Consider the following 24,446-nt stretch of genomic DNA (forward strand, 5'->3'; position numbering starts at 1 on the left):
TGTTTATGTACGATTTCGCACCGGATGCGGCGCTTGAACCGGTTGAACGATACCGCCAGCTTTGCGAAGCCGCAGACGCTTTGACTGCGGATGAGCCTGATGCGGTGGCAAATATGGCGAATGTCGCAGCCTTGATGTGGGAGTTTATCCCGGATCTTAATTGGGCCGGATTTTACCGTATCGCGCCGTCGAAATTGGGTTCGGACGAGCTGGTGCTCGGGCCATTTGTTGGCCGCCCCGCCTGCATCCGAATTCCGCTAGGCACGGGTGTTTGCGGCGCCGCAGCTTCACATGGGCAAACCCAGCTCGTCGAGGATGTCCACGCCTTTCCCGGCCATATCGCTTGCGATGCTGCCAGTCGTTCCGAGCTTGTCGTGCCGGTCATGCGGCAGAGCAGCGTTGTGGCGGTCATCGATCTCGATAGCCCATCACCTGCACGTTTCACTCAGGCGGATGCCGATGGGATTGAGCGGCTCGCGGCAATCATTTCAGATCGCATCTAGGGATCGACAATCGAGCGGCGCGCAATCGCCCCGAAACGAGACATGGCGCCCGCCTGAATTTCTCAGTCCCCGGCCACGGTGGTAAAAGCGGTTTTAACAGGGCTTTCTGCGAATCTTGCGATTCACAAGGGCGCTCGCACGCTGTTGCCATCCGGGGGATTTTCTAATGGGTTTGTCTATATCGTTTCGTAAGTACGCCAGTTCGCTCGCGTTTCTCTGCGCACTTGGGTCACCGGCTATCGCTTTTGCGCAGACTGGCGAGGTGATGAGTGACACCGAGATTGCTCAGCTTCCGGCTGAATATCGATCCGCGCCCGTGCAGGACACGGTGACAGAGACAGTCACGAACGATGCGGGGGTCGAAACAATTGTGCGCACGCGCCGGATTGAGCGTTCATACCCCGTCCGGCGATATCGTTCACCCGGCGATGCCTCCAGTTACGGGCCAACAGGCTACGAAAACACCGCGTACGCACCAGCTACTGCCGTGTTCGAACGCGATCAGTGGGTCGAGGAATGCAACCGGCGCACCAACGGCCGATCCGAAGATGAAAAAGGCGGCATTATCGGCGGGCTGCTGGGCGCGTTTACGGGCGGTTTGATCGGCAACCGCATCGCTGACGGAGATCGGCTTGCGGGCACATTGATCGGAGGTGCGACAGGCGGACTAGGCGGGTTTCTGCTCGGTAATTTGATCGGTGGCGGTAAAAAAGATGATGCGTATGATTGCGAGGCGGCGCTTGACAGCTACCTCTCACAATACGGCCCCGGTCCGAAGCGCATTGGAAGTCGCACCATTCCCGCTCCTGCATATGGTAGTCCGTCATATGCGCCGCAGCCGACATATGGGTATGCGCCCGGCTATACTTACACTCCGCAGCAGCAAATGATTTATGTGCCTGTGCGATATGAACAACCGCAGCGCGTGATTGTCCGCGAAACCATTCGAGAGGAGACATACGAAGTGCCCGGTTCCTCCCGGACTATCGATGGCCCTCGCCGTGTAGAAATACCGCCTTATGATACAGCGCCGGAATAGAGTGTCCGATAAGGCGTTTTAGTTGCGCCGCCGGCAAAGTTGCGCCGCACGACTCTTTACTCGCTGTCGGAACACGTCACATATGGCGCGCTAGCTTTAATGCTAGCTCAAAAGTCTCCGCCGGTCAGGCGCTGGCATACCAGATCAAGCTGGTCGAGCGACGCATAGCGGATCGAAATCGAACCAGTGCGCGGATCGGCATCCGCTTTAATGCGTACCGGCAGTCCGAGAAATTCTTCGAGGTGATTTTGCACCGCAGCGATATCGGCATTGTTTGCCCCGCCGTCTCCTTCATCAGAGGTTGGCGTAGTTCCCTTCACACTTTTGGCAACTTTGCGGACCATCTTTTCGATCTCTCGGACCGAGAGATTGTCATTCACCGCCCGCTTGGCGATCGTGGCTGCGTCCTCGTGACCGATTAGTGCCCGCGCATGTCCCATGGACAGTTTCCCACCCTCCACGAGATCAAGCACTGCGCCGGGGAGACCAAGCAGTCGCTGGATATTTGCGACGTGGCTGCGCGATTTTTCAACCATGCGCGCTATTTCAGCCTGGGTCATGCCCTCTTGGTCGGCAAGCCTTTGATAAGCCCGCGCTTCCTCGACCGGATTGAGGTCTTCGCGCTGGAGGTTTTCAATTAGGGCAAGCGCCATAACCTCGCGGTCATCCAGTTCGCGCACCAAAGCTGGGATTTCATGCAGACGCGCTCTTTGTGCAGCGCGCCAACGGCGCTCACCAGCAACCAGCTCATACTTGCCGTTGGATTTGGGCCGGACGATGATTGGCTGGATTACGCCCCGTTTCGCTATTGAGGCTGCCAGTTCGTCGAGCGCACCCTCATCGAAATGCTTGCGAGGATTGCCTGGCAGCGGGCTGATCGACGCAACCGACAATGATTTCAAAGGTGACGGACTATTGTTTGCTGCATCAGCGGCAGCGTCAGAACTCCCAACGCGAACCAGCGGTTCTTCACGTTTACTCTCTCCGAGAAGCGCGCCCAAGCCCTTACCAAGGCCTTTCTTCTGCTTGTCGGCAGGATCACGTTGGGGCACGGAAAAACGGATTGGATCGGAATTCTTGTTCATGCTGCCTGCCTTTCGGGCGGAAATCGACCGATTAGCTCGCGCGCCAATGCAATATATGCGCGGCTACCGGTACAGGAGTGGTCATATACAAGAGCCGGAAGCCCGTGACTTGGCGCCTCGGAAAGGCGGACATTGCGCGGAATGACAGTGTCAAACACCAGATTTCCAAGACAATCGCGAACATCGTCGGAAACTTGATCGGTCAAGCGATTGCGGCGATCGTGCATCGTCAAGGCCACACCGATAATATCCAGCGAAGGATTGAAACGCTGCTGTATCCGTTCAACGGTCTGTAAAAGCTGGCTCAGCCCTTCCAGTGCAAAAAATTCGCATTGCAGAGGAACAAGCAGAGTATCCGCCGCACAAAGGGCATTCAGCGTCAAAAGGCCAAGTGACGGTGGGCAATCGATAAAACATATGTCATGGCCGAAATGCTCACCCAGCGCCTGCTGTAGACGCGCGGTGCGTTCCTCAACTGAGACAAGCTCAATCTCCGCACCGCTAAGATCCTGGGTCGCTGGCACAATGTCGAGCCCCGGAATCGTCGTTTCGACAATTGTCTCAGCCAGCGGCACCTCATTTACGAGCAAATCGTAGCTGGATAGCCCGCGAGAGGCCGCACTGACTCCCATACCGGTCGAGGCATTTCCTTGCGGGTCGAGGTCAACTAACAGGGTGCGCCAGCCCGTTGCTGCCATTGCGGTGGCCATGTTGATGGCGGTCGTGGTTTTGCCAACACCGCCCTTTTGGTTTGCGATTGCAATCGTCAGCATGGTTTTGGTCCTCATTAGCCGCTTTTCAGAGCGATTTGCGCTAATCGCGCGTATGTGCACTCACGATGATACCTGCATCGTCATCGGTCAATGATTGTTCCACGTGAAACATTCTTCGAATCGACGCTTTTTGCTCATTTAATTCGTGCGCCGCCGAGCGGCCCTTCGGCAAGAGGTAGGTCGTCCCTTTTGTGGAGAAGGGTGCGGATAACCGGACGAGTTTCTCCAACGGGGCAAAAGCGCGTGCCGAAATGACACTGGCTTCGAATGGTTCAACCCGCTCCAGACGCTCACCAAGCACTGTGCACTGCTTAAGGTCCAGCTCTTCGATGCAGTGGGCGAGAAATTCGACGCGCCGCGCCCGCGATTCGACCAGTTTTACCGGCAAATCGGGCCTCAGGATCGCGATAACGAGCCCCGGCAAGCCAGCGCCAGTGCCAAGATCAAGCCACGGCCCGCGCTTGGTCAATTCGGATGTTTCACATGAAACAAACCTTAGCAATTGGGCGCTATCTGCAATATGACGCTTCCACATATGCGCCACGGAAGGTTTGCTGACCAAATTTTGCCGTTTGTTTTCATCCAGAAGCAATCCGATGAATCGGTTGAGCCGGTCCATTGCGAGCTTATCACCCCAACCCTCGACATAGATCTGGGCTTCATCTTCTCCGTCTAACCGTCGAGCGTCCATTACGCAGCGAACTGTTCGGACTGCTGATACCGGCGTGCATGCACCAACAACGCTGACAGCGCGGCAGGTGTTACGCCTGCAACCCGCCCGGCTGCTGCCAAGGTCGATGGCGCAGACTTAGTCAGCCGCTCGACCATCTCGTTTGAAAGTCCCGGCACCTCTGAATACGGAAAATCGCAAGGCAGCATCAATTGCTCGCTGGCCCGCAAATCCCTCAATTCGGCCTCTTGCCGCGCCAGATAAGGGGCGTACGCCGCATCTTCGGCGACTTCTTCCGTAATCTGCGCATCCAGATTAAGGCCATCTGGTAGCCAAAGCTCCAGCGCCGCCAGATCGATCCCTTCGTGGCGCAGCCATTCGGATAGAGGTTTATCTCCTGCATCGCGCTTTACAATGTAACCCGCATCCGCAAGTTCACGTGCGTTAATTGTGATCTCCAACGCGGCAGCGAGATCGTGCCGTATCCCTTCGCGTTTGTTGAACCAGTCCAGCCGATCTTGACCAACGCAGCCTGCTGCGATCCCGAGTGCCGTCAACCTCGTCGAAGCATTGTTCGCGCGTAACCGCAGGCGATATTCCGCACGCGACGTCAGCATCCGATAAGGCTCCGTCACACCCTGCAACGTCAGATCGTCGAGCATGACTGCGATATAGGAATTGGCTCTATCAAGTTCAGGAGCCTGAGCCCCCTTAACGGCAGCAGCCGCCTCAAGTCCGGCGACCAGACCCTGTGCTGCGGCTTCTTCATAGCCAGTCGTTCCGTTGATCTGACCGGCGCAATAAAGACCGGGTATGGCGCGAACCTGCAAATCGCTGGTCAGAGCGCGCGGATCGATGTGGTCATACTCGACTGCATAGCCGGGAACGACCATCTTAACATCGGCAAGCCCAGGCATTGCCCGGAGCATTTTCTCCTGCACATCGACCGGCAAGGACGTGCTTATCCCGTTGGGATAAACCATGTGAGTGCCGAGACCTTCCGGCTCCAGGAATACCTGATGCCCATCCCTGTCACCAAACCGATGGATTTTATCCTCGATGGAAGGGCAATAACGCGGCCCTGCAGCGCCTATCGCACCAGAAAACAGCGGCGAACGATCCAGATTTGCGCGAATAACATCGTGCGACGCCTGTGTTGTGCGTGTGATGGCACAAAACACCTCAGGGTTCGGGCGCACTTTCGTGATGGGAGACATTGTCCATGCCTCTCCATCAGAAGCCTGTTCCGGTAAAACCGCCCAATCGATGGTCCTTCCATCCAGTCGTGGCGGTGTGCCGGTTTTTAACCGCGCCATCGGCAATTCGGCACCTCGGAGCTGTTCTGCCAATCTCGTGGCCGCATTTTCGCCAATACGCCCGCCTTCGAAACGCTCTTCGCCCCGGTACAGAACGCCGCCAAGGAAGGTTCCGGTACACAGAATTACCCGCCCAGCATGTAAAATTGTGCCATCGGATAGTTCCAGACCGCCAATCCGCTCTCCATCCATAACGAGCGCAGCTACTTCACCTTCGATCAGTTGAAGATTTGCCTGAGAACGAACGATTGACTGGACCGCCGCTTTAAAGAGCACGCGGTCGGCTTGGACCCTCGGACCCCAGACAGCACTTCCTTTCGAACGGTTGAGCATCCGGTAATGGATGGCGCCTGCATCCGCTGCGCGACCGATTACTCCGTCTAGCGCATCGACCTCGCGGACTAGATGCCCCTTCCCCAGACCGCCAATCGCAGGATTACAGCTCATCGCCCCGACCGCATCGAGATCAAAGCTGACCAGACCGGTCTGCACACCCATGCGTGCCGCGGCACAGGCGGCTTCCACACCGGCATGACCGCCGCCGATCACAAGGACATCGAATTTATGCATAGAAGGCCAGATAGTGATTTCGCGCGGAATCGTCAAAACCTGATTGGCGACAACAGAACACAATGTTTCACGTGAAACACTATCGCACAGCAAGACTATTTACCGATGCAAAACCGCCCAAACAGCGCGTCCAGCATGTCTTCTGTAGTGGTCCGCCCGATAAGCCGATCAAAGGCAACCCGCACATTCCGTAGCTCCTCACCGATAAGCAGTGGGTCGCGAAGGCTGGCAATTGCGCCAAGAGCCTCGCCGGCCTCAGCCAAACGGCGATGTTGACGCTCGTTAAGTACGGCTTGAGATGGCGGTGGCAGCATTGCTCGTGCAGCTTCGACAAGTTGGCCCTTTAAACGTTCTAGCCCATCGCCTGTATCGGCCGAAACATTGAACGCTCCGTCCGCAGCCTTAGGCGTGAAGCTATCAGAATCGCTTTTCGCCGCGATCTCCCATGAATCCGCCGGCCCCGCCCCCTCGTCACCCAGCCAGAGAACAGTTTGCGCCCCCTTTACAGCTGTTCTGGCCCGATCAATCCCGATGGCCTCAATCGGATCCCCATCTTCGACCGTCTCAAGATCACGAAGACCGGCAGTATCGATGAAGGTAAACGGCACCCCAGAAATATCGACAGAGCGTTCAATCACGTCACGCGTCGTCCCCGCAATCGGCGATGTGATTGCAGCTTCGCTCTCGACCAATGCATTGAATAGTGTCGATTTGCCCGCATTGGGCGGTCCGGCGAGCACCACACGTATCCCCTGCCCCAGCGCCTCGGCACGCGGCCGAGCCAGCCAGATAGCGATGTCATTCTCCAAAGCAGCCACTGCCTCACCGAATTCTGCAGGAAGCGCTTCGACATCGTCCTCGTCCGAAAAATCAAGCACAGCTTCAATCTGGGCAGAAAGACGCAGAGCTTCATCGCGCCAGCCCTCCACCTGCCGGGACAAGGCCCCACTCGCATTCGCCATCGCCGCAGCACGCTGAAGCTCGGTCTCGGCAGACAGCAAATCGGCCAAGCCTTCTGATTCGGCCAGATCAATCCGGCCATTGGCGAACGCTCGGCGGGTAAACTCTCCAGGCTCCGCCGGGCGCAGGCCATCGAAGCACGACAACGCGTCTTGCACCGCTGCAAGAACGGCTTTGCCCCCGTGACAATGCAGTTCTACCAGATCTTCGCCTGTTGCTGTGTGCGGACCGGGAAACCAGAGCAGCAGCGCGCTGTCGAGCACCCTACCCTCACGGTCTCGCAACTTGCCCAAGCTAGCGCGTCTTGGCTCAACCTCCCGCCGGGCAAGCCTGCGCAGGGCGCTCCCCGCTTCCGGCCCACTTACGCGGATAACACCGATGGCCGCAGGCGGAGAACCGCTCGACACCGCATAGATCGTCTGTTTTTTCACGTGGGACACTTTGGTAACTTCAAGGGTATTTCGATAAGGCTCCCCCTCAGTCCCCACTCTCTCCCGATCCCTTGCCAACCGATTGCCCCGCTTTCATGCCGCCTTCGACGAAGCTTTGAAACAACTTCAGCCCCATCTGGCCCATAGGTGCGAGCGCCTGGGCATATTGCTGGAGTTGATCTGGGTTGCTGACGCCCTGCATTGCCTTGGAGATATTCTCGACATAAATGCTGTTGGCCTCTGTTACGTCAGGCAATCCCATCAGGGTGCGCGCCTCTTCGGGAGTGCAATCGACTTCGACGTTGATCTTCATGGCGTATTCTCCTGTCCCGGCAACGCAATCCGCCCGGTATTGCGACCTATCTGTGTCATTTGCGATTGATAATGCCAAGGTGCAAAAGATAGAGCATTGTAAGGCCGGGATCGCGCGGCACAAACCATCCACTTACCGAGAGGATCAGATATGAGCGAAACAACCGCCATTCACACCCTAGACAACACCACCTCCTTCAATGCTTACGTCGCGCATCCGGCCAGCCCTGCAACCGCTGCGATCGTCGTCATTCAGGAGATATTCGGTGTGAACGAAGGCATTCGGCAAAAATGCGATAAGCTGGCGAAGGACGGCTACCTTGCCATTGCGCCTGACCTGTTTTGGAGGATTGAGCCAGGCGTCGAGCTGGACCCTGATGTGGAACCCGAATTTCAGCGGGCGCTCGACCTGATGGGAAAATTTGATCAGGACGCAGGAATCCGCGATATTCAGGCCACCATAAACTATCTGCGAAATGAAAAAAGTATCGCGAAGGTTGGGTGCGTGGGATATTGTCTGGGCGGTCGGCTCGCGTTCATGACGGCAGCGCGCACCGATATCGACGCGACTGTCGGTTATTACGGCGTGGGAATTGACGGTCTGCTCGCGGAAAAAGAAGAGATAGCGAACCCGTTGATGCTCCACATCCCCACGGAGGATGGCTTTGTCGATAAAGATACGCAAAAAGCCATGCACACAGGGTTGGATGACCACCCGAAGGTGTCTCTGCACGATTATGTCGGTCTGGATCACGGTTTTGCCACCGAAATTGGCAAGCGCCGGGATGAAGAAGCAGCGACAATCGCGGACGGACGCACCGCGGCCTTTTTCGCAGGGCATCTTGGGCAGACGCCAGCCTGATCTAAAGGCTGGATTTCGCCGTCTTTGGGTTTCGGGCCTAATTCAAAACTGCGAAGTTCATGATGATTGTGCGCAGCCCGGGATCCATTGTCTCCGGTAACTCCGCATCGAGCATTTCGCGGCGCTTTTCGACATCCTCCGAAATCACAACGCGTTTCATGTTCCAGTCCGGGCACGAACGCTGTTTGATCGTTCTTCTGTCCAGATAGGAAATGCCGGTGTGGCGCGGATCCTTGGCGATCCGCGCCATCAATGACACCAACGCCTTCTCCTCACCTTCAAGGATCTGGAGAAAGTTGCGCCCGTTATAGACCAATAATCCCGTAATGCCGTTTGCCGGATTATTCCGTGCAGAACTGGCGAGGATTGCCTCGACTTGATCGCGCGAAAGCTCGGGCGCGGTGCTTAAGTAACAATACTGATACAGCATAGGCGAACCGCTCTAGCTCCGGCAGCAAGAATTTTAAAAAGCCAATTATGGTAGGTTTCCAGCTTAAGTCTCAAGGACTGCCGTGCCCAAATCTATCATAGAAAAGCATAAGCTTACTGGTTCATCGTGTCGAAGAAATCTTCGTTGGTCTTGGAATCCTTCATCTTGTCGAGAAGGAACTCCATCGCATCGATCGTGCCCATCTGCATAAGGATACGGCGCAGGACCCACATCTTGGACAGCTTGTCCTTTTCGACCAGCAGCTCTTCCTTGCGCGTGCCGGATTTGCCGACATCGAGGGCCGGGAAGATGCGTTTGTCGGACACCTTGCGGTCCAGCACGATTTCAGAGTTACCCGTACCCTTGAACTCTTCGAAAATGACTTCGTCCATCCGGCTGCCAGTATCGATCAGCGCGGTGGCGATGATGGAAAGCGAACCGCCTTCCTCAATATTACGCGCCGCGCCAAAGAAACGCTTCGGACGCTGGAGGGCGTTGGCATCGACACCGCCGGTCAGCACCTTGCCCGAGCTGGGGACGACCGTGTTGTAGGCGCGGCCCAGACGGGTGATGGAATCGAGCAGAATGACCACGTCGTTCTTGTGCTCGACAAGGCGTTTCGCCTTCTCGATCACCATTTCGGCGACCTGGACGTGGCGATTTGCAGGCTCGTCAAAGGTTGAGGAGATCACCTCGCCCTTAACGCTGCGCTGCATGTCCGTGACTTCCTCGGGGCGTTCATCGACCAGCAGAACCAGCAGAAATACCTCGGGGTGGTTGTCGGTGATAGCCTTCGCAATGTTCTGCAACAGCACCGTCTTACCGGTGCGCGGCGGTGCGACGATAAGCGCACGCTGGCCTTTACCCTGGGGCGAGATGATGTCGATCACCCGCGCAGACTTGTCCTTTACCGTGGGATCAAGCGTGTCGAGAGACAGTTTTTCATCCGGGTAAAGCGGCGTCAGGTTATCGAAATTGGTCCGCATGCGAACCTGGTCGGGATCTTCGAAATTGACCGTGGTCAGGCCGGTCAGTGCGAAATAACGCTCGCCTTCTCTCGGCGCGCGGATTTCCCCTTCGACGGTATCACCGGTGCGCAGACCCCATTTGCGGATCTGGTTGGGCGAGACATAAATATCGTCGGGACCAGCGAGGTAATTGGCCTGCGGCGAGCGGAGAAAGCCAAAACCATCCTGCAGCACTTCAATCGTGCCGATGCCCATGATTTTTTCTTCGTACTCTTCGTCTTCGGCCAGTTCGCGCAAGATGCTGAACAGCAAATCCTGGCGGCGCATGGTCGAGGCGCCTTCGACGCCCAGTTCTTCGGCCATCTGAACGAGTTCGGCCGGAGTTTTGAGTTTTAACTCTTTAAGATGCATGAGAAAATATTCCAGAAATTACAGATTGGCCGGACCATCAGTACCTCTTTGGACGAGGTGCCTTTCGCGATTGAAAGACTGGGCTTGGAGAAAGCAGACGGGGCTGCGCGGGACGCGCGGCCCAAACCGGATTGGACAGTGAAATACGGACCACGCACGGCGCGGTCAATCACCAATCGTCAGAACGGCTTGAGATATACGAGCGCGACGATCAGCACGAGCAGCAGGCCGGGCACTTCACCGATCATGCGCAGGCGTTTTTCAGTCAGTGGCCGCTCGCCGCGCGCCATCTTTTTCGTCTGGGCAACCAGCCAGCCGTGATACCCGCTGAGGATCAGGACGAGCGTGAGTTTGGCGTGCAGCCATCCTTCGCTGAATGCACCGATCGCGATGGCAATGGCCAAGCCGAGCACCCAGACGATGATGAGACTAGGCGTCAGGATGATCTTGCGCAATTTGCCCATCCGCTCGGCCCATTTTGCCTCGCCATCCGATCCCGGCGCATGGTCGAGCATGTAGATGCACTGGCGCGGCAGCATGAACAGCCCCGCAAGCCAGAACACCATGAAAATGACGTGACCGATTTTCAGCCACAGATAGATCGAGAGAAGGAATTCCTGCATTGCGCACCCCTAACGCCGAATTGGACGGGTTTCACCCCCTGAGTGCAGCGAGAAGCTCCTCGACATGCGAAATCGGCGTAAACTGGCCGATACCATGCCCCAGATTGAAGACATGCGGACGATCTTCAAATGCTTCGATGATTGTGCGCACGCGCTTTGGCAGCTCCGGCCCGCCTGCCTCGAGCAGGAGCGGATCGAAATTGCCCTGCACCGGCATCCCGTCCGGCAAGCTGGCATGCGCCCAAGCCGGGTCGAGCGTTTCATCCAGTCCGACCGCATCAACGCCTGTTTCGCGGGCATAGGCCGGCAGTTTAGCCCCTGCCCCCTTCGGAAAGCCGATTACTGGCGTGTCAGGGTGCGATTGCTTGATCGCGGCAGTAATCTTGGCATTGGGAGCAACCACCCAGCGTTCAAATTCATCGGGGGCTAGGCTGCCGGCCCAACTATCAAACAATTGGACCGCCTCGGCCCCTGCATCAATTTGTCCGCGCAGATATTCAATCGACATATCGCTGATCGCATCACAAATCGCCTGCATACGCGCAGGATCGCGGTAGGCGAGCAAACGGGCAGGTTCCTGATTTTTCGATCCCTGACCTGCGATCATATAAGTCGCGACCGTCCAGGGTGAACCTGCAAAGCCCAGCATCGTTACATCGTCTGAAATGAGTGTGCGTGTCCGGCGCACCGTTTCATAAACCGCATCGAACCGCTCTTTCTTCTCCGAGAACGAGGAAAGCTCGGTTTCCAGCAAAGTCGGGCTGAGTTTCGGCCCTTCGCCTGCCAGAAATTCAAGTCCCTGCCCCATCGCATGCGGCACGATCAGGATATCGGAAAACAGGATTGCGCCATCAAACGCAAACCGGCGGATCGGCTGCACCGTAATCTCGGCTGCAGCCTCGCTGTCATAGACAAGCTCCAGAAATCCGCCCTTTTCGGCGCGCAGCTCACGATATTCGGGAAGATAACGGCCTGCCTGACGCATAAGCCAGACCGGGGCGATATCCTGTTTCTTACCGTTCAAAGTGTCGAGTAGCGGACCCGGCATACGTGTTCCTCTAAACTAAAAAAATTATATTTATATAAAGAGATGATGGAGTCTGTTGGCCCTGTGGAAAGCGGGAATTACCGGCACCTGCCGGTTTCGTCCAGTTTTGCAAAAGCTTTTGACATGAACCGACTCTGCCGCGTTTCGTGGTCAAGCGCAATCTATCCCCGTTCTCCCCAACCTGTTGATAGTGGCCGCCGCGTGTCGACAAACCCTGAGATCAAATAGCTGGTAGCGAGGATGAAATTTCCTCCCCTGCTTGTCGCCAGTTTCGTCCCGTGGTTTATGCCGGTATCTATCCACAGCCCGGCGTAAAGGCGCAATTTCCCGTCCATGACCCGATTGAACCTGCACCTCGTTTCCGATTCCACCGGTGAAACGCTGGAAATGATCGCGAAAGCCGCGCTCGCCCAGTTCGATGATCCCACGGTTGCCCGGCATTTCTGGCCGATGGTCCGCTCACGTCAACACCTCGATCGGATTGTCCCCGAGCTTGCGGACAATCCGGGCCTCGTGCTGTTTACACTGGTAAACCCGGAGACTCGGGCTCGGCTGGAGGAACATTGCCGTCATCTAGGACTGCCCGCCGTGCCTGTGCTCGATTCTGTGACCGCCGCGCTGGAATCGCAACTGGGGCAGGAGGCGCATGGCAGGCCGGGCCGCCAGCATCTAATGGATGACGATTATTTCCGGCGGGTGGATGCTATTCAGTACACCATCGCGCACGATGATGGCGTGGGGCATGAAAACTGGGAGCAGGCGGATATCGTCCTTGCCGGAGTGTCGCGCAGCTCGAAAACTCCAACAAGTATTTACCTCGCCAATCGCGGGTATAAGACAGCCAATATTCCGCTGGTGGTGGAAAGCCCCCCGCCTGACAATCTGTTCCGCCTGCGCCATCCGCTTGTTGTTGGCCTGACGACCGCACCGGAGCGGCTCGTGCAAATCCGCCGCAACCGCCTGCTATCGCTGAACGAAGGGACAGAGACGTCCTATGTCGATGACGAACGGGTGCGCGCCGAGATCCAGTTTGCCCGACGGATGTTTGCCGATAATGGCTGGCCAGTGATTGATGTGACGCGCCGCTCGATTGAGGAAAGCGCCGCCGCCATCATCCGGCTGGTGCAGGAACGCGAACGGAAAGACCGGCAGGTCGATGGAGTGGCAAAACCTATATGATGTCACCTGCCCCTACCCCTAATTCTGCCCCTCGTCTGATACTCGCGTCAAAATCGGCATCGCGCCGCGCAATGCTGGACGCGGCAGGCGTGCCGTATGAAGCGATCCCCGCCGATATCGACGAACGCGGTATCGAACGTGGGCTGTCCCAATCGTCACCGCCAGAAATAGCCGAGGCGCTAAGCGTCGCCAAAGCCGCCGCCTTGGCCGCGCAGCATTCCGATGCGCTGGTTTTGGGCAGCGATTCTCTAGTCGTCGCGGGCGGTAAAAGGTTCGATAAACCGGGATCGCGCGAAGAAGCATCGGACCATTTGCGCTTTTTCTCCGGCAAAACGCTCAAACTGCACAGCGCCGCCGCGCTCGTGCGGGGCGATACCTGTGTATGGGCCGCGCCAAGCCTCGCCCGGCTGGAAGTTCGCGAATTGTCCGAGGATTTTATCCAGCATTATCTGACCGAAGAATGGCCTGAGGTCGGGTCCACCGTCGGCGTCTTTCGGATAGAGGCGATGGGCGTGCAGCTTTTCAAAAGCATAGAAGGTGATCAGTTCACGGTTCTCGGCATGCCGCTACTGCCATTGCTGGATGCGCTGCGCGAAGAGGGAGTGTTGCTTGCATGACGCAGCCTTATGCCCACGTCATTGGCGATCCCATTGCACACTCGAAGTCGCCCCTGATCCACAGTTTCTGGCTGGAGAAACTGGGTATTGCCGGGCGATACAAGGCCCGGCATGTGGAGCCTGCCGGACTTGGGGAATATCTCGACAGGCAGCGAACCGATGGCAACTGGATCGGTTGCAACGTCACTATGCCGCATAAACAGGCAATCATGGCGCATCTTGATCATCTGGACCCTGACGCGGAGCGGCTGGGAGCGGTGAACACAGTGGTGCGGCAGGAAAACGGCGCGCTGAAAGGGTTCAACACCGATGCCCCGGGATTTCTGGAACCGCTGCTCTCGATACTCAAAACGCAGCACCTGTTTCGAATGGCGCGAATCATTGGCACGGGCGGAGCAGCGCGGGCCATTATCGCAGTGTTGGCCGATAACGGTTTCACGCTGGTTGTGACGGGGCGCAACCCGGATAAAGCGCGCGCCATGTTGGATGAGCTTGCGCCCGGCGGCGAGCACCATGCTGTTGCCCTGCCCCATTTTGCGCAGCCGACCGATTTTGCCTTTGACGACCGCGAAAATTGCCTCGACCTGGTAATCAACGCCTCACCGCTGGGTATGAACGGCGCTCCGCCGCTCAAATTTGATTGGAGCCACGCGCCGCCCGGCAGCATCGCCTATGACATCGTCACCGATCCTGCCGAAACTGAGTTTCTTACCGGTGCCAAAGCAGCCGGCCATCCTGTGATTGATGGGTATTCCATGCTTATCGGGCAGGCGGCGACCGCTTTTGAGAAGTTTTTCGGTGTTCACCCTCCGCGTGAATACGATGCCGAATTGCGCGAGCTGCTGTTGTCATGAACAGGCCAATGATCGTCGGGCTGACCGGATCTATCGGGATGGGCAAATCAACCGTCGCAGCGATGTTCGAGGCGGAGGGCATCCCCGTGTTCGACGCCGATGCAGCGGTGCGCGCGATGCAGGGACCGGACGGCGAACTGAACGCCCGGATCGAAGCGGAATTCCCCGGCTCGACAGGGCCGCAAGGTGTGGACCGCGACGCGCTGGGCAAAATCGTTTTCGGGGACAAGCAGGCGCTCGCCCGGCTGGAGGGAATCGTGCATCCTGCCGTGGGCGAGCGGCGCAGCGCATTTCTCGAAGAAAACGCTGCTGCACCGATCCTTGTCTTCGATATTCCGCTATTATTCGAAGGTAGCGGCCATGCAGCCGTCGATGCGGTAGTCGTGGTTTCCGCTCCGGCGGACGAACAACGCCGCCGCGTTCTTGCCCGGCCCGGCATGACCGAGGAAAAGTTCAAGCATATTCTTTCGTTGCAGGTTCCCGACGCAGAAAAACGCAAGCGCGCCGATTACGTCATCGATACGGGCACGGCTTTGACTCAAACGCGGGCGCAAGTGCGCGATTTGATCGGCGAGCTGCGCAAGAAAGCAGCAGATCTGTAAAATTCCCGATGACACAGCCCCTTGCGCTAAGGCTCGCATGGGTCAATAACTCTTGAAATGCGTGAGATTGTTTTTGACACCGAAACCACCGGCCTAGACCCCAAGACGGGGGACCGGATGGTGGAAATAGGCTGTGTCGAGATGGTGGGACGGGTTGAAACCGGCAACACGTTCCATGCCTATTACAATCCCCAACGCGATATGCCTGCGGCAGCCGAAGCTGTTCACGGCCTTTCCGCTTCTTTTCTCGCGACCAAACCCCTTTTTGCGGACACGGCTGGCGAATTGCTCGATTTTATCGGTGATGCTCCGCTAGTTGCGCACAATGCCGGGTTCGATTTCGGATTCTTGAATTGCGAGCTGGAACGCATTGGCCGGGAACCGGTATCGCTGGACCGGATGATTGATACGGTGGCGATTGCCCGCAAACGGCATCCGGGCGCAAAATTGTCGCTGGATGCGCTGTGCACCCGATACGGCATTGATCGCAGCCACCGGGTCAAACACGGCGCATTGCTGGACGCAGAGCTGCTCGCGCAGGTTTACGTCGAATTGAACGGCGGGCGGCAAATCGGGCTTGAGCTTGCCGGTCAAACGGCTGGCGATGTGGCCGAAACAAACAGCCAGCCACCCGGTGTTGTTGGCGCGGCGCCCACAACACTCAAACCGCGCCGCGAACCCCGGCCCCATGCGGCCAGCGCAGCCGAAATTGCGCGTCACAAGGATTTCGTCGCCGGAATCGACAAGGCGATTTGGGCCAGTTGAACGCTCACCCTCGACCGGACAGCCGTGAGGGTTTTAAACAACACCAAAGGAGACCGAGGCATCATGGATATTCGGATTTCGGGTCATCAGGTTGAAACCGGGACTGCCTTGCAGGAGCATGCGACCGACAGGCTGGGCGGCATCGTCGATAAATATTTCGAACGGGCGATTTCCTCTCACGTGACGTTCGGCAAAGCGCCCGCCGGTGCGTTTTCCTGCGATATCGTCTCCCACATCAATCATGGCACCATCCTGAAAGCGCAGGGCAGCGCCCACGATGCGCATCAGGCGCTTGATAATGCCGCCACCAAAATCGAAAAGCAGCTGCGCCGGTATAAACGGCGCCTTACCGACCGGCACGAACGCGCCAGCCATGCTCGCGCCGAAGAAGAAGCCGCTTATACCATCTTTGCCGTCGAGGAATCCGAAGAAGAGATCGCCGCAGACGCGCCGCCCGTTATCGCGGAAACCAGTGTCGATGTCCCAACGGCCACGGTGGCAGATGCGGTCATGATGCTCGATCTGCGCGACACGCCTGCCTTGTTTTTCAAAAATGCTGGCACAGAACGGCATAATATGGTTTACCGCCGCGCCGACGGCTCAATCGGTTGGGTTGAGCCTCAATAGGGCCACACAAATGTTGTTAACGCGTCCGCGTATATAAGCGGACACACAGCGTTTTTTGGCCTAGCCCAAGACCACCAGCTGCGCCGCCGCCCCATTGTCAGCGGTGAGCATCACGTATGTGCATTGGGTTTTGTCTCGCGCCCTTTCTGACGGGCGCATGTGAACCGGGATTTGATTTCGTAATGGACGTTAATATCACCATGCTTCCCGAGGCCGTTGTCATCGGCCGTTCGGGTAACAAACAGCAAATACTTGCGCAGGTTTCGCAGTGTTTTGCCGATGTTTACGGGCTTAGCCAGGAAGACGTGCTCGAAGGGTTGGAGCAGCGTGAGGCACTAGGCAGCACCGGTTTTGGCCGTGGCGTCGCAATTCCACATTGCCGCAGCACAGAGGTAAAGCGTCCGACGCTCGTTTTGCTGCGCGTTCAGGAACCTGTCGATTTCGGATCAGCAGATGCGATGCCGGTTTCCCTGTTCTTTGGTCTTGTCTCTCCGGCGAATGCGGGTGCAACGCATCTACACGCGCTTGCCGCGATTTCACGCTTCGCACGCGACGAAACGATGCTGCAATCTCTCGTCGATGCCCCGGATAGTGAGGCGATGTTTGCATTGCTGACCAATCAATTCCTGCGCGATGCCGCCTGAGGCAGATTCGGTGACCGGCGATACGAGCGGAGCAGCTGGCGCAGGCCTGCATCACCGCGCGCTTGAAAGACTGTATGGCTCTGCGCCTATAAACGAAAAATTCGCCTCATCGCTTTCAATCCCCGGCGAAGGGCTTGCCGAAATCCGCTTTACCATTGGAGAAGAAGTGTTCCACGCTGCTGGAGCGGCGCACGGGACGATCTATTTCAAGATGCTCGATGATGCGGCGTTTTATGCGGCAAACACGCTGGCCACCGACCGGTTTTTGCTCACCACCAGTTTCAACCTTCACTTCACAAAGCCTGTAGGGGCTGGTGAAATCGTTGCCGAAGGGCGCTGGGTAAGCGGTAAGCGCCGGGTTTTTGTGGCCGAATCGCGCCTCGTCGATGCCGAGGGGGACGAGATTGGCCGCGGCACCGGCACATTCATGCGGTCGCGCATCGCCCTTTCCAGCCTCCCCGGTTATTCCGCAGCCGAATGAGCGAACCGGTCCGCCTTCCCGCGCATCTCGAAATATCCAGCATTATCCGCCTTGTAGAATCGAAAGGCGGCATGGCGGCCGTGCTTTCCAAAGGGGAGCGCGACGCCGGCACGATCCTGCTGGTAACCATGCATCGTGGTGAAATGGCAACACTTTGGGAGCGGTTGCCGCAGCTAGATGGCTCGCGCTCATTCGTCCGTACAAAGTCTCAAGAGCCTGATAAAATTAGAGAATTTGATGAATACCTCGCCCGGCGGAGCGCGCAGGATCCCGATATCTGGGTACTTGAGGTGGATATCGCCGATACAGAACACTTGGTCGATCTTCTTCCCCGTTAACTTGACATAGTTTCAAGTGAGACTATTTGCCTCGCCACCTCTCCAGGTGCGCAGGCTCTTACCACGACAATTCGGTCGCGGTCTGGGCACGCAGCCGGGGGGCGGCCGGCAGGCACCACGAACCACCTTTTACTTTGCGCAATATCGCAACAGGTTCTCACCTGCGTCGGAGCTCGCTCACCGCACAAAAAGCGAATTTGATGAGTCGTAAGACTTACACCCTCTCTGCTGCTGCATTTATCGCGACAGCTGGCCTAAGTTTCTCCAGCGCCGACGGTGCCGGAGCTTTCGCCAAAGATGCAGCCGATTTGCCGGTTGCTGAGGAAACCGACCAGACCGGCCAGGAACTGGTCGAAATCATTCCCAAACCGACGGTGTTCATCTCGGAAGAGATTGTTCAACCAGTCGAGGAAGCCCAGCAGGACGCTCCGCAAGCAGAGACGCTGCGCGAGCTGGTTGGCATTGTCGATGCACCTGACGACCTTAGCGAGCAGATGCGCTGCCTTGCCGGGGCTGTGTATTTCGAATCGCGGGGCGAACCGCTCGCCGGTCAGCTCGCTGTGGCGCAGGTTGTTATCAATCGCGCCGAAGATCGCAGGTTCCCGGCCAGCTATTGCGGCGTCGTTTATCAGCGCGCGCAGTTTTCTTTCGTGAAGAACGGCCGGATGCCGCGGATCAAGGCATCCTCAGCCGCTTGGGAACGCGCAAAATCGATTGCGCACATCGCCCATGACGGCCTGTGGCAATCAGAAGCCGAAGATGCGGTTTATTTCCACGCGACCTATGTTCGCCCGAAGTGGAGCTATCGCAAGCAGCGCACCGCGCAGATCGACACGCACATCTTCTACCGGTGATTTCTGCTGTATAGACAATTCATTGAGCCCCGCCCTTATCGGCGGGGCTTTTTGCTGGTGCGTCAGATAAAATTGGCAATCAGCCGCTGAAATTTGCCCAGACCGGCGTGTGATCGCTCGCCTTTTCGCGTCCGCGATGTTCACGGTCCACGCCAACCGATGTTAGTCGGTCAGCCATTTCAGGGGACAGCAGGATATGGTCGATGCGAAAACCATGGTCGCGTTGCCATGCGCCTGCCTGATAATCCCAATAGGTCCACACGCCTCCGCGCGGGTTGAGGGTGCGCACCGCATCGGTCCATCCATCGGCCAGCAGCGCAAAATACGCCGCGCGGCTTTCAGGCTGCATAAGCGCGTCTGCCGCCATGGCTTTTACCGAATAAGTATCATCGTCGTGCGGGATCACATTGTAATCGCCCAGAACCAGCGCTGGCACCTCCTCGGTCCAGATTTCCGTCATGCGCGCGCGCAATTTCTCCATCCAGGCCAGTTTGTAACTGAATTTCGGGCCAGGATGCGGATTGCCATTGGGCAGGTAGATGCACACAGTGCGAACGGTCTGCCCATCCTTGTCGGTGATGTCCGCTTCCAGATAGCGCGATTGCTCGCCCTCGCCTTCCTTGGGCCCATCGACGCCAAGGCCGCGCTGGATTTCTTTCGGCGGTTCATAACCAGCCTCGCCATCGGTCAGGATCGCTACCCCGTTGAAGCTTTTCTGGCCGTGCCAGATCGCGTGATAGCCCAGCTCTTCAAACTCGGCAGCGGGAAAGCCTTCATCCTGACTTTTGATTTCCTGAAGGCAAGCGACGGATGGCCGCGTTTCCGCGAGCCATTCTTTAAGACGCGGCAGCCGCGCCTTGATCCCGTTGATGTTGTAGGTGGCGATCTTCATGCGGGCCTTAGTGCCCCAGAAACCAGCTGGGGTAAAACCTAAATCCCGAAGCTGGAGCCGCATCCGCAACCAGCGGCCGCATTGGGGTTTTCAACCTTGAACGCAGCGCCGCCCAGCGATTCGACAAAATCGACAACACTGCCGCCGACCAGATCGAGGCTGATGGGATCAACCACCAGTTTCACGCCATCAGTTTCGCTGACGCTGTCATCGCCCGCCGGACCTTCGGAAAGGTCGAATTTATACTGAAACCCTGAACAACCCCCGCCCTCGACCGAAAGGCGCAGGATTGCAGGCTTCGTCTGCTTTTGCGCAATCCATGCGACGCGCTTTGCAGCAGCAGGTGTCAGGGTAAGTGTTTGGGACATGCAATCTATCTAATGCGCGCGCCGCCAATCAACAAGGCTGCGCAAGGCAGCCTCAGGCGGATTGGATGTAGGTTCGGATCGCTTCGGCTTCCTGTTCGACCGCATCAATCTTGTCCTTCACCAGGTCGCCGATCGAGATAAAGGCGACGAGCGCCCCGTTTTCGACCACTGGAAAATGACGGAACCGGCGTTTTGTCATAAGGGCCATCGCTTCATCAATAGGGGTGGCCGGCTCTACGGTAACGGCTGGCGAAGTCATGATCGCCTCGACCGGTTTGTTCAGCACGGAACCGCCGCTTTCAGCGAGGCGATAGATCACGTCCCGTTCGGAAATGATGCCCACGACACTGCCGCCGCGCATCACAGGAAGCGCGCCAATGCGTTTTCCCGCGAGGATTTGAACAGCCTCCGACACGGGGGTGGTGACGTCGCATGAAACGATATCGGCGGATGAACGGTTGGCGATGATCTTCGCAATGGTCATGGCGCAAATTCCTCTCTCAAATACAAAATGCCAGTTTTTGCCGAAAAAAGCGAATCCGCTCGTGAGCGTCACCGTGAGTGCAATGCACCGCATATGCGAACCTTTGCAGGCGATTGGCAGCGCCAAGGGCATTGCAATGCGTCTTGGCCACGGTCATGTGGAGGTAATGGCGAAGAAATCACCTTTGGACGATCCGGAAACCGCTGCGTACGCTTGGGCGCGGTATCGTCAGATCATGCGCATTCTGATGATGGTCACGATCGCGACTGTGGTGATTGCTCTTGCTGTGTTGTTCTTCTTCAATGGCGCGATTTCGGTGCATTTTTATATCGCCGTCGCGCTCGGCATTTCATTCACCATGCTGCTTGGGGGAGGGCTGATGGGTCTCGTCTTCCTGTCCAACGGCACCGGCCACGACGATTCGGTCGATAACAATCTGCCAAGCGCCGATGAACTGTTTGGTGACAGGGATGACGATCAGGACCGGTGACCGTGCCTGAGGTCTGACGGCGCGATCCTATTCCGGGGCCGCCAGCCTGAATTCTTCTACCGGTGTGCCGCCGACAAGGTGTTCTTCGATGATTCGGTCGAGCACATCGGGAGAGCATGAGTGATACCACACGCCGTCCGGCCAGACGACGGCGATGGGGCCAGATTTGCAGATCTGGAGGCAGTCCGCCTTGCTCCGCTGAATCCCGCCGCCGGGTCCGCGTGGGTGATCCGCGTCCCGGGTGGGGCCGACCAGACCGCGTTCTTTCAGGCGATCTTTCAGGTATTGCCACGAAACCGCGCCCGCTTCACGCGCGCAGCATTTCTCCTTGTCGGAAAGCGCGCACAGAAAGATGTGACGTTCCACCGCGTTACCCTTGGCCGGGTCGCCGTAATGTTTGGCCAGCGCGGTTTCGGCGGCCAGTTTGTCCTGATTGTCCATCGCAGCTTTGCCTTTTGCCGCTCTCAGCGGGCGTAGAGGCGTATCAGCCTTTTTTACCGGCGATCCGCGCGATTTCGGCGCGCACCATTTTCTCGACCATACCGGGCAGGTTCTGGTCCAGCCATTCAGCGAGCATCGGGCGCAGCAATTCGCGGGTTAGCCCTTCGAGAGAGGTTTCACCCGAGCGGACGATCTGCGGTTTCGCGCCGGGTTCTGCCAGCATCGCCAGCGCAGCGAGATTTTCCTGCATCGCGCCGCGCACCTGCTCCCCGATCAGCGGTGTATCATCGATTTCGGTGCTGGCATCATCATCGTCATCATCCTCTTCCAGATGATCGTTCAGATCGATGAAGTCGGCCTCGCTTTGCGCGCTTGAACCTTCCGAGGCATCCTCTGCCATTTCCATTTCAGACAGGTCGAGCACTTCTTCTGCGCCGAAATCGGCCGATGCCTCGTCGATCCGGGCCGCCTCTTCTTCGCGCTGGCGGCGCATTTCAATCGCACCTTCGCGATTGTCTCGCGCGATCACTTTCTTGATCGACTCAAGAATTTCTTCGACTGATGCTTCGTTGTTGTGAGCCACGTTTAGCCTTGATTGTGTTAACCATCCCGAATCGGAATGCGGCGTTACTCGCCCGGTTCCAGTTGCGGCCCGATTGTTGCGTCAGCGGCGGGAATGTCAACGGTTCTGGTGGAATTCGGCGCGGGTTCGGGATCGCGGTCCCAGTCCCAGAACTTGCCGCGAACCCGGTCATAGTTAACCTGCGGATCGTAAAGCACGCCGCCGGTGTCGAGGTTGAGATCGCGTGCCTCTGCCCGTCCCGAAAGGGCCAGCAGATTGAAACCCGCGACATAGGCATTGCGCCGCGCCGTGACCAATTGCGCCCGTGTGGACAGCAATTCCTGCTCGGCATTCAGCACATCGAGGATCTGGCGATTGCCGATTGAATTTTCGGCCCGCACGCCTTCTAGGCTCAATTCAGCGGCGTCGACAGCGGTCTCAGAACTTTCGATGACCGCGAGGGCTGCCTGCCAGTTTGCGTAGGTCGCGCGCGTTTCTGCGATGATTTGCCGTTCAATCGCGATAACATCTTCCAGCGCAGAGGTTTCGCGCGCACCGGCCTGGCGCTGGCGTGCAGCGGTCAGACCACCCTGAAACAAAGGTATCGACACGCGAATGCCGACATTGGCAGTTGTCTCGCGTTGCTCAAAATCTTGCGCAACCGGGCCGCCCAGTGTGCCGAAGAAATCGCTGTAATCGCCATTTGCGAACACGCCCACAGTGGGCAGCCGCCCTGCTCCTGCAACTTCGGTGTCATAACCTGCCGCCTGCGCCAATTCTTTCGCTGCGATCAGATTGGGGTTGTTTTCAAGCGATGTGACTATCGCCTCGCCCACTGTATCCGGCAGTCCGGGAAGAGGCGGGGGTGCCTGCAAGTCATCCGGCGCGCTGCCCACCAGTTGCAGATAGGTTTCGCGCGCGGAGATCAAATTGGCCTGCGCCAGCCGAAGATCGCCCTGCGCGCTGGCCAACCGCGATTGTGATTGCGCCACGTCTGTCCGCGTAAGATCGCCGATTTCAAACCGGTCGCTGGTCGCTTCGAGATTGATCGTAAGAACCTGGACCTGATTCTCGGAAAGAGCGGACAGCGCCTCTGTGCGCAGCACGTCCATATAGGCGGCAACGACTTGCGCAAAAACGGCGCTTTCGGTGTTGCGCAGGCTGGCCTGTCCAGCGGCAACGCGCTCTTTCGCCGCCTTGATGTTGTTTTTAACCGCTCCGCCGGAATAGACCGGCACCAGCAAGGCCGCGTTGACGCCCAGATTGCGATCAGGCGCAGTGAATGAATTGGCCGACTGGCGGATAAATTCGATATGCGTCGCGGTCAAATCGGCCGATGGCAGGCCCGGTGCTCTCGCAATCGGGACGCCTTCATCGGTAGCGCGCTGGTCCGCGCGGGCGGCCTGCAGGGTGGGATTGGTGTTATAGGTCTGTGACAGCGCCTCACGCAGCGTGTCAGCCTGTACGGGCGATCCGATTGCCGCCGCACTGGCGCTCGCTGCAAGGCAAAGCGCAGCGCGCAGGCGGGCAGGGCGGTTCATCAGAATTTCCAGCTTTTCGGTTTGTTGAAATCGGCAAGGATCGGAATGCCGAGGTCTTCGACCGGTTGGAGCGCGACCTGTCTGGCCACCTTGCGCCCCGAAGCAAGCCGGGTGACCTGCCGCAGCACATAGCCAGTTACGATCCGTCCGTCTTCGGCAATGCTGCCTGCCAGCGCGCCGGGCAATTGCTCAATCGCGCCGTCCACCATGACCAAAGAGAATGTCCTGCCAGAGGATAGCTTGCCCGCAGCCGCATCGGCCGCGCTGACGGTTTCGATGGATTTGACCAGTGGGCGCACCAGCTGCGCCAGATACCCGGTTCCGCCCTCGACGATTAGCACGTCGTCGGTATCGCGCGGGTCGGCCTCGATCAAAAGCTTTCCGTAGAACAAAGGCGAAGCCAAATGCCCGCCGCCGTCCAGCAGCACGGCCCGATCAATATAAGCGAGCGCGAGCTTGTCTTCGGGAAGGAAATTTTCCCGCGGCACCGTAATCATGCGGGAAAGCACAAACTCTTCATTGATGCCGCTGGTTCGCAGCTGGCTATCGATCATCGCCTTACGGGCAGCAGCGGAATCTGGCTGTGCAGTCATGGTCGTCATATCAACTCCGTAAAGCTGTATTATTCAGGCAATACAGCACGTCAACCCTTCCTAGCCATAGCGGCCCGATTGGCCAAGGGGTTTGGCGCTAAATCGACCGGTGC

The 24,446-nt window shown here is 57.7% G+C and carries 31 protein-coding genes; 14 read left to right on the plus strand and 17 right to left on the minus strand.

Features of this window, described 5'->3' with window-relative positions; translation table 11 throughout:
* Nucleotides 1-5 precede the first annotated feature (5 nt).
* Both ACGHU1_RS06080 and ACGHU1_RS06085 read left to right on the plus strand, forming a co-directional pair.
* Nucleotides 6-503 (plus strand): GAF domain-containing protein, encoded by a 498-nt coding sequence (locus ACGHU1_RS06080; RefSeq protein ID WP_390584596.1) that lies wholly within the window; start codon nucleotides 6-8, stop codon nucleotides 501-503.
* A 166-nt stretch (nucleotides 504-669) separates the two neighbouring features.
* Nucleotides 670-1,542 carry a glycine zipper 2TM domain-containing protein gene (locus ACGHU1_RS06085; protein ID WP_390584599.1) on the plus strand — a complete coding sequence of 291 codons (873 nt, stop codon included), beginning with the start codon at nucleotides 670-672 and terminating at the stop codon, nucleotides 1,540-1,542.
* A 107-nt stretch (nucleotides 1,543-1,649) separates the two neighbouring features.
* On the opposite strand, the gene ACGHU1_RS06090 is transcribed toward ACGHU1_RS06085, so the two are convergent.
* The 6 genes from ACGHU1_RS06090 to ACGHU1_RS06115 form a co-directional block, all read right to left on the minus strand.
* Nucleotides 1,650-2,627 carry a ParB/RepB/Spo0J family partition protein gene (locus tag ACGHU1_RS06090; RefSeq protein WP_390584601.1) on the minus strand — a complete coding sequence of 326 codons (978 nt, stop codon included), beginning with the start codon at nucleotides 2,625-2,627 and terminating at the stop codon, nucleotides 1,650-1,652.
* Nucleotides 2,624-3,400, minus strand: a complete 777-nt coding sequence (locus tag ACGHU1_RS06095; RefSeq protein ID WP_390584829.1) for a ParA family protein — start codon at nucleotides 3,398-3,400, stop codon at nucleotides 2,624-2,626. Before ACGHU1_RS06095 ends, ACGHU1_RS06090 begins: the two co-directional genes overlap by 4 nt.
* Nucleotides 3,401-3,440: 40 nt before the next feature.
* Nucleotides 3,441-4,091, minus strand: a complete 651-nt coding sequence (gene rsmG / locus ACGHU1_RS06100) for a 16S rRNA (guanine(527)-N(7))-methyltransferase RsmG (RefSeq protein ID WP_390584603.1) — start codon at nucleotides 4,089-4,091, stop codon at nucleotides 3,441-3,443.
* Nucleotides 4,091-5,956: a tRNA uridine-5-carboxymethylaminomethyl(34) synthesis enzyme MnmG gene (mnmG, locus tag ACGHU1_RS06105; RefSeq protein ID WP_390584606.1), complete on the minus strand. Its 1,866-nt coding sequence runs from the start codon at nucleotides 5,954-5,956 to the stop codon at nucleotides 4,091-4,093. The genes rsmG and mnmG overlap by 1 nt, the downstream gene beginning before the upstream one ends.
* A gap of 95 nt (nucleotides 5,957-6,051) precedes the next feature.
* Nucleotides 6,052-7,347, minus strand: a complete 1,296-nt coding sequence (mnmE, locus tag ACGHU1_RS06110; RefSeq protein WP_390584608.1) for a tRNA uridine-5-carboxymethylaminomethyl(34) synthesis GTPase MnmE — start codon at nucleotides 7,345-7,347, stop codon at nucleotides 6,052-6,054.
* A gap of 46 nt (nucleotides 7,348-7,393) precedes the next feature.
* A complete protein-coding gene (locus tag ACGHU1_RS06115) occupies nucleotides 7,394-7,660 on the minus strand; it encodes a DUF6489 family protein (protein WP_390584610.1) in 267 nt (88 codons plus the stop codon).
* A gap of 150 nt (nucleotides 7,661-7,810) precedes the next feature.
* On the opposite strand from ACGHU1_RS06115, the gene ACGHU1_RS06120 reads away from it, so the two are divergent.
* Nucleotides 7,811-8,521 (plus strand): dienelactone hydrolase family protein, encoded by a 711-nt coding sequence (locus ACGHU1_RS06120; RefSeq protein WP_390584613.1) that lies wholly within the window; start codon nucleotides 7,811-7,813, stop codon nucleotides 8,519-8,521.
* A 37-nt stretch (nucleotides 8,522-8,558) separates the two neighbouring features.
* Here ACGHU1_RS06120 and ACGHU1_RS06125 read toward each other — a convergent pair whose 3' ends face one another.
* From ACGHU1_RS06125 to hemE, 4 genes are all read right to left on the minus strand, one after another.
* Nucleotides 8,559-8,951: a BLUF domain-containing protein gene (locus ACGHU1_RS06125; protein ID WP_390584616.1), complete on the minus strand. Its 393-nt coding sequence runs from the start codon at nucleotides 8,949-8,951 to the stop codon at nucleotides 8,559-8,561.
* A 113-nt stretch (nucleotides 8,952-9,064) separates the two neighbouring features.
* Nucleotides 9,065-10,330, minus strand: a complete 1,266-nt coding sequence (rho, locus tag ACGHU1_RS06130; protein ID WP_390584619.1) for a transcription termination factor Rho — start codon at nucleotides 10,328-10,330, stop codon at nucleotides 9,065-9,067.
* 179 nt (nucleotides 10,331-10,509) lie between these two features.
* Entirely contained in the window at nucleotides 10,510-10,953 is a 444-nt protein-coding gene (locus ACGHU1_RS06135; RefSeq protein WP_390584621.1) for a CopD family protein, read from the minus strand.
* 31 nt (nucleotides 10,954-10,984) lie between these two features.
* A complete protein-coding gene (gene hemE / locus ACGHU1_RS06140; RefSeq protein WP_390584622.1) occupies nucleotides 10,985-12,001 on the minus strand; it encodes a uroporphyrinogen decarboxylase in 1,017 nt (338 codons plus the stop codon).
* Between the two features lie 333 nt (nucleotides 12,002-12,334).
* Between hemE and ACGHU1_RS06145 the strand changes: the two genes are divergently transcribed.
* From ACGHU1_RS06145 to ACGHU1_RS06190, 10 genes are all read left to right on the plus strand, one after another.
* Entirely contained in the window at nucleotides 12,335-13,180 is an 846-nt protein-coding gene (locus tag ACGHU1_RS06145) for a pyruvate, water dikinase regulatory protein (protein ID WP_390584624.1), read from the plus strand.
* Complete coding sequence (locus ACGHU1_RS06150) at nucleotides 13,177-13,797, plus strand: Maf family protein (protein WP_390584626.1); 621 nt, start codon at nucleotides 13,177-13,179, stop codon at nucleotides 13,795-13,797. The genes ACGHU1_RS06145 and ACGHU1_RS06150 overlap by 4 nt, the downstream gene beginning before the upstream one ends.
* Nucleotides 13,794-14,651 (plus strand): shikimate dehydrogenase, encoded by an 858-nt coding sequence (gene aroE / locus ACGHU1_RS06155; RefSeq protein WP_390584629.1) that lies wholly within the window; start codon nucleotides 13,794-13,796, stop codon nucleotides 14,649-14,651. The genes ACGHU1_RS06150 and aroE overlap by 4 nt, the downstream gene beginning before the upstream one ends.
* Nucleotides 14,648-15,253, plus strand: coding sequence for a dephospho-CoA kinase (coaE, locus tag ACGHU1_RS06160; protein WP_390584632.1), 606 nt, complete (start codon nucleotides 14,648-14,650; stop codon nucleotides 15,251-15,253). The genes aroE and coaE overlap by 4 nt, the downstream gene beginning before the upstream one ends.
* A gap of 57 nt (nucleotides 15,254-15,310) precedes the next feature.
* A complete protein-coding gene (gene dnaQ / locus ACGHU1_RS06165) occupies nucleotides 15,311-16,018 on the plus strand; it encodes a DNA polymerase III subunit epsilon (protein ID WP_390584635.1) in 708 nt (235 codons plus the stop codon).
* Between the two features lie 63 nt (nucleotides 16,019-16,081).
* Complete coding sequence (gene hpf / locus ACGHU1_RS06170) at nucleotides 16,082-16,645, plus strand: ribosome hibernation-promoting factor, HPF/YfiA family (RefSeq protein WP_390584637.1); 564 nt, start codon at nucleotides 16,082-16,084, stop codon at nucleotides 16,643-16,645.
* A 182-nt stretch (nucleotides 16,646-16,827) separates the two neighbouring features.
* A complete protein-coding gene (locus tag ACGHU1_RS06175) occupies nucleotides 16,828-17,289 on the plus strand; it encodes a PTS sugar transporter subunit IIA (RefSeq protein WP_390584639.1) in 462 nt (153 codons plus the stop codon).
* Nucleotides 17,279-17,770, plus strand: a complete 492-nt coding sequence (locus tag ACGHU1_RS06180; RefSeq protein ID WP_390584641.1) for a PaaI family thioesterase — start codon at nucleotides 17,279-17,281, stop codon at nucleotides 17,768-17,770. The genes ACGHU1_RS06175 and ACGHU1_RS06180 overlap by 11 nt, the downstream gene beginning before the upstream one ends.
* On the plus strand, nucleotides 17,767-18,108 hold the full coding sequence (locus ACGHU1_RS06185; protein ID WP_390584643.1) for a DUF1491 family protein: 342 nt from the start codon (nucleotides 17,767-17,769) through the stop codon (nucleotides 18,106-18,108). Before ACGHU1_RS06180 ends, ACGHU1_RS06185 begins: the two co-directional genes overlap by 4 nt.
* A 200-nt stretch (nucleotides 18,109-18,308) precedes the next feature.
* Complete coding sequence (locus ACGHU1_RS06190) at nucleotides 18,309-18,962, plus strand: cell wall hydrolase (protein WP_390584645.1); 654 nt, start codon at nucleotides 18,309-18,311, stop codon at nucleotides 18,960-18,962.
* 79 nt (nucleotides 18,963-19,041) lie between these two features.
* On the opposite strand, the gene xth is transcribed toward ACGHU1_RS06190, so the two are convergent.
* The 3 genes from xth to ACGHU1_RS06205 are packed head-to-tail and all read right to left on the minus strand — an operon-like array spanning nucleotide 19,042 to nucleotide 20,706.
* Complete coding sequence (gene xth, locus ACGHU1_RS06195) at nucleotides 19,042-19,854, minus strand: exodeoxyribonuclease III (RefSeq protein ID WP_390584647.1); 813 nt, start codon at nucleotides 19,852-19,854, stop codon at nucleotides 19,042-19,044.
* A 38-nt stretch (nucleotides 19,855-19,892) separates the two neighbouring features.
* On the minus strand, nucleotides 19,893-20,222 hold the full coding sequence (locus tag ACGHU1_RS06200; RefSeq protein WP_390584649.1) for a HesB/IscA family protein: 330 nt from the start codon (nucleotides 20,220-20,222) through the stop codon (nucleotides 19,893-19,895).
* A gap of 52 nt (nucleotides 20,223-20,274) precedes the next feature.
* The gene (locus tag ACGHU1_RS06205; protein ID WP_390584652.1) at nucleotides 20,275-20,706 is read right to left on the minus strand and encodes a CBS domain-containing protein; all 432 of its coding nucleotides are present in this window, start codon (nucleotides 20,704-20,706) and stop codon (nucleotides 20,275-20,277) included.
* A gap of 61 nt (nucleotides 20,707-20,767) precedes the next feature.
* Here ACGHU1_RS06205 and ACGHU1_RS06210 point away from each other — a divergent pair, with 61 nt between their 5' ends.
* Nucleotides 20,768-21,196: a hypothetical protein gene (locus ACGHU1_RS06210; RefSeq protein ID WP_390584653.1), complete on the plus strand. Its 429-nt coding sequence runs from the start codon at nucleotides 20,768-20,770 to the stop codon at nucleotides 21,194-21,196.
* A 27-nt stretch (nucleotides 21,197-21,223) separates the two neighbouring features.
* On the opposite strand, the gene ACGHU1_RS06215 is transcribed toward ACGHU1_RS06210, so the two are convergent.
* From ACGHU1_RS06215 to ACGHU1_RS06230, 4 genes are read right to left on the minus strand one after another with little or no spacing between them, the layout of a single operon-like run.
* A complete protein-coding gene (locus tag ACGHU1_RS06215) occupies nucleotides 21,224-21,637 on the minus strand; it encodes a ferredoxin (protein WP_390584656.1) in 414 nt (137 codons plus the stop codon).
* Nucleotides 21,638-21,680: 43 nt separating this feature from the next.
* A complete protein-coding gene (locus ACGHU1_RS06220; RefSeq protein WP_390584657.1) occupies nucleotides 21,681-22,220 on the minus strand; it encodes a DUF2497 domain-containing protein in 540 nt (179 codons plus the stop codon).
* Between the two features lie 44 nt (nucleotides 22,221-22,264).
* Nucleotides 22,265-23,740, minus strand: a complete 1,476-nt coding sequence (locus ACGHU1_RS06225) for a TolC family outer membrane protein (protein ID WP_390584658.1) — start codon at nucleotides 23,738-23,740, stop codon at nucleotides 22,265-22,267.
* The gene (locus ACGHU1_RS06230) at nucleotides 23,740-24,342 is read right to left on the minus strand and encodes a protein-L-isoaspartate O-methyltransferase (RefSeq protein ID WP_390584660.1); all 603 of its coding nucleotides are present in this window, start codon (nucleotides 24,340-24,342) and stop codon (nucleotides 23,740-23,742) included. The genes ACGHU1_RS06225 and ACGHU1_RS06230 overlap by 1 nt, the downstream gene beginning before the upstream one ends.
* Nucleotides 24,343-24,446: the final 104 nt, after the last annotated feature.

The organism is Erythrobacter sp. MTPC3 (assembly GCF_042854385.1).
In the GTDB taxonomy this organism is placed as follows: domain Bacteria; phylum Pseudomonadota; class Alphaproteobacteria; order Sphingomonadales; family Sphingomonadaceae; genus Erythrobacter.

Bases quoted from the DNA above. Each gene is read 5' to 3' on its own strand.
- rho (WP_390584619.1), bottom strand. From the start codon at position 10,330: ATGCATCTTAAAGAGTTAAAACTCAAAACTCCGGCCGAACTCGTTCAG.
- ACGHU1_RS06175 (WP_390584639.1), top strand. From the start codon at position 16,828: ATGGACGTTAATATCACCATGCTTCCCGAGGCCGTTGTCATCGGCCGT.
- ACGHU1_RS06200 (WP_390584649.1), bottom strand. From the start codon at position 20,222: ATGTCCCAAACACTTACCCTGACACCTGCTGCTGCAAAGCGCGTCGCA.
- ACGHU1_RS06185 (WP_390584643.1), top strand. From the start codon at position 17,767: ATGAGCGAACCGGTCCGCCTTCCCGCGCATCTCGAAATATCCAGCATT.
- ACGHU1_RS06125 (WP_390584616.1), bottom strand. From the start codon at position 8,951: ATGCTGTATCAGTATTGTTACTTAAGCACCGCGCCCGAGCTTTCGCGC.
- ACGHU1_RS06190 (WP_390584645.1), top strand. From the start codon at position 18,309: ATGAGTCGTAAGACTTACACCCTCTCTGCTGCTGCATTTATCGCGACA.
- ACGHU1_RS06135 (WP_390584621.1), bottom strand. From the start codon at position 10,953: ATGCAGGAATTCCTTCTCTCGATCTATCTGTGGCTGAAAATCGGTCAC.
- ACGHU1_RS06080 (WP_390584596.1), top strand. From the start codon at position 6: ATGTACGATTTCGCACCGGATGCGGCGCTTGAACCGGTTGAACGATAC.
- ACGHU1_RS06145 (WP_390584624.1), top strand. From the start codon at position 12,335: ATGACCCGATTGAACCTGCACCTCGTTTCCGATTCCACCGGTGAAACG.
- ACGHU1_RS06095 (WP_390584829.1), bottom strand. From the start codon at position 3,400: ATGCTGACGATTGCAATCGCAAACCAAAAGGGCGGTGTTGGCAAAACC.
- mnmG (WP_390584606.1), bottom strand. From the start codon at position 5,956: ATGCATAAATTCGATGTCCTTGTGATCGGCGGCGGTCATGCCGGTGTG.
- ACGHU1_RS06230 (WP_390584660.1), bottom strand. From the start codon at position 24,342: ATGACGACCATGACTGCACAGCCAGATTCCGCTGCTGCCCGTAAGGCG.
- ACGHU1_RS06215 (WP_390584656.1), bottom strand. From the start codon at position 21,637: ATGGACAATCAGGACAAACTGGCCGCCGAAACCGCGCTGGCCAAACAT.
- ACGHU1_RS06150 (WP_390584626.1), top strand. From the start codon at position 13,177: ATGATGTCACCTGCCCCTACCCCTAATTCTGCCCCTCGTCTGATACTC.
- ACGHU1_RS06090 (WP_390584601.1), bottom strand. From the start codon at position 2,627: ATGAACAAGAATTCCGATCCAATCCGTTTTTCCGTGCCCCAACGTGAT.
- hpf (WP_390584637.1), top strand. From the start codon at position 16,082: ATGGATATTCGGATTTCGGGTCATCAGGTTGAAACCGGGACTGCCTTG.
- aroE (WP_390584629.1), top strand. From the start codon at position 13,794: ATGACGCAGCCTTATGCCCACGTCATTGGCGATCCCATTGCACACTCG.
- ACGHU1_RS06180 (WP_390584641.1), top strand. From the start codon at position 17,279: ATGCCGCCTGAGGCAGATTCGGTGACCGGCGATACGAGCGGAGCAGCT.
- ACGHU1_RS06115 (WP_390584610.1), bottom strand. From the start codon at position 7,660: ATGAAGATCAACGTCGAAGTCGATTGCACTCCCGAAGAGGCGCGCACC.
- ACGHU1_RS06225 (WP_390584658.1), bottom strand. From the start codon at position 23,740: ATGAACCGCCCTGCCCGCCTGCGCGCTGCGCTTTGCCTTGCAGCGAGC.
- rsmG (WP_390584603.1), bottom strand. From the start codon at position 4,091: ATGGACGCTCGACGGTTAGACGGAGAAGATGAAGCCCAGATCTATGTC.
- ACGHU1_RS06120 (WP_390584613.1), top strand. From the start codon at position 7,811: ATGAGCGAAACAACCGCCATTCACACCCTAGACAACACCACCTCCTTC.
- hemE (WP_390584622.1), bottom strand. From the start codon at position 12,001: ATGCCGGGTCCGCTACTCGACACTTTGAACGGTAAGAAACAGGATATC.
- xth (WP_390584647.1), bottom strand. From the start codon at position 19,854: ATGAAGATCGCCACCTACAACATCAACGGGATCAAGGCGCGGCTGCCG.
- coaE (WP_390584632.1), top strand. From the start codon at position 14,648: ATGAACAGGCCAATGATCGTCGGGCTGACCGGATCTATCGGGATGGGC.
- dnaQ (WP_390584635.1), top strand. From the start codon at position 15,311: ATGCGTGAGATTGTTTTTGACACCGAAACCACCGGCCTAGACCCCAAG.
- ACGHU1_RS06085 (WP_390584599.1), top strand. From the start codon at position 670: ATGGGTTTGTCTATATCGTTTCGTAAGTACGCCAGTTCGCTCGCGTTT.
- ACGHU1_RS06205 (WP_390584652.1), bottom strand. From the start codon at position 20,706: ATGACCATTGCGAAGATCATCGCCAACCGTTCATCCGCCGATATCGTT.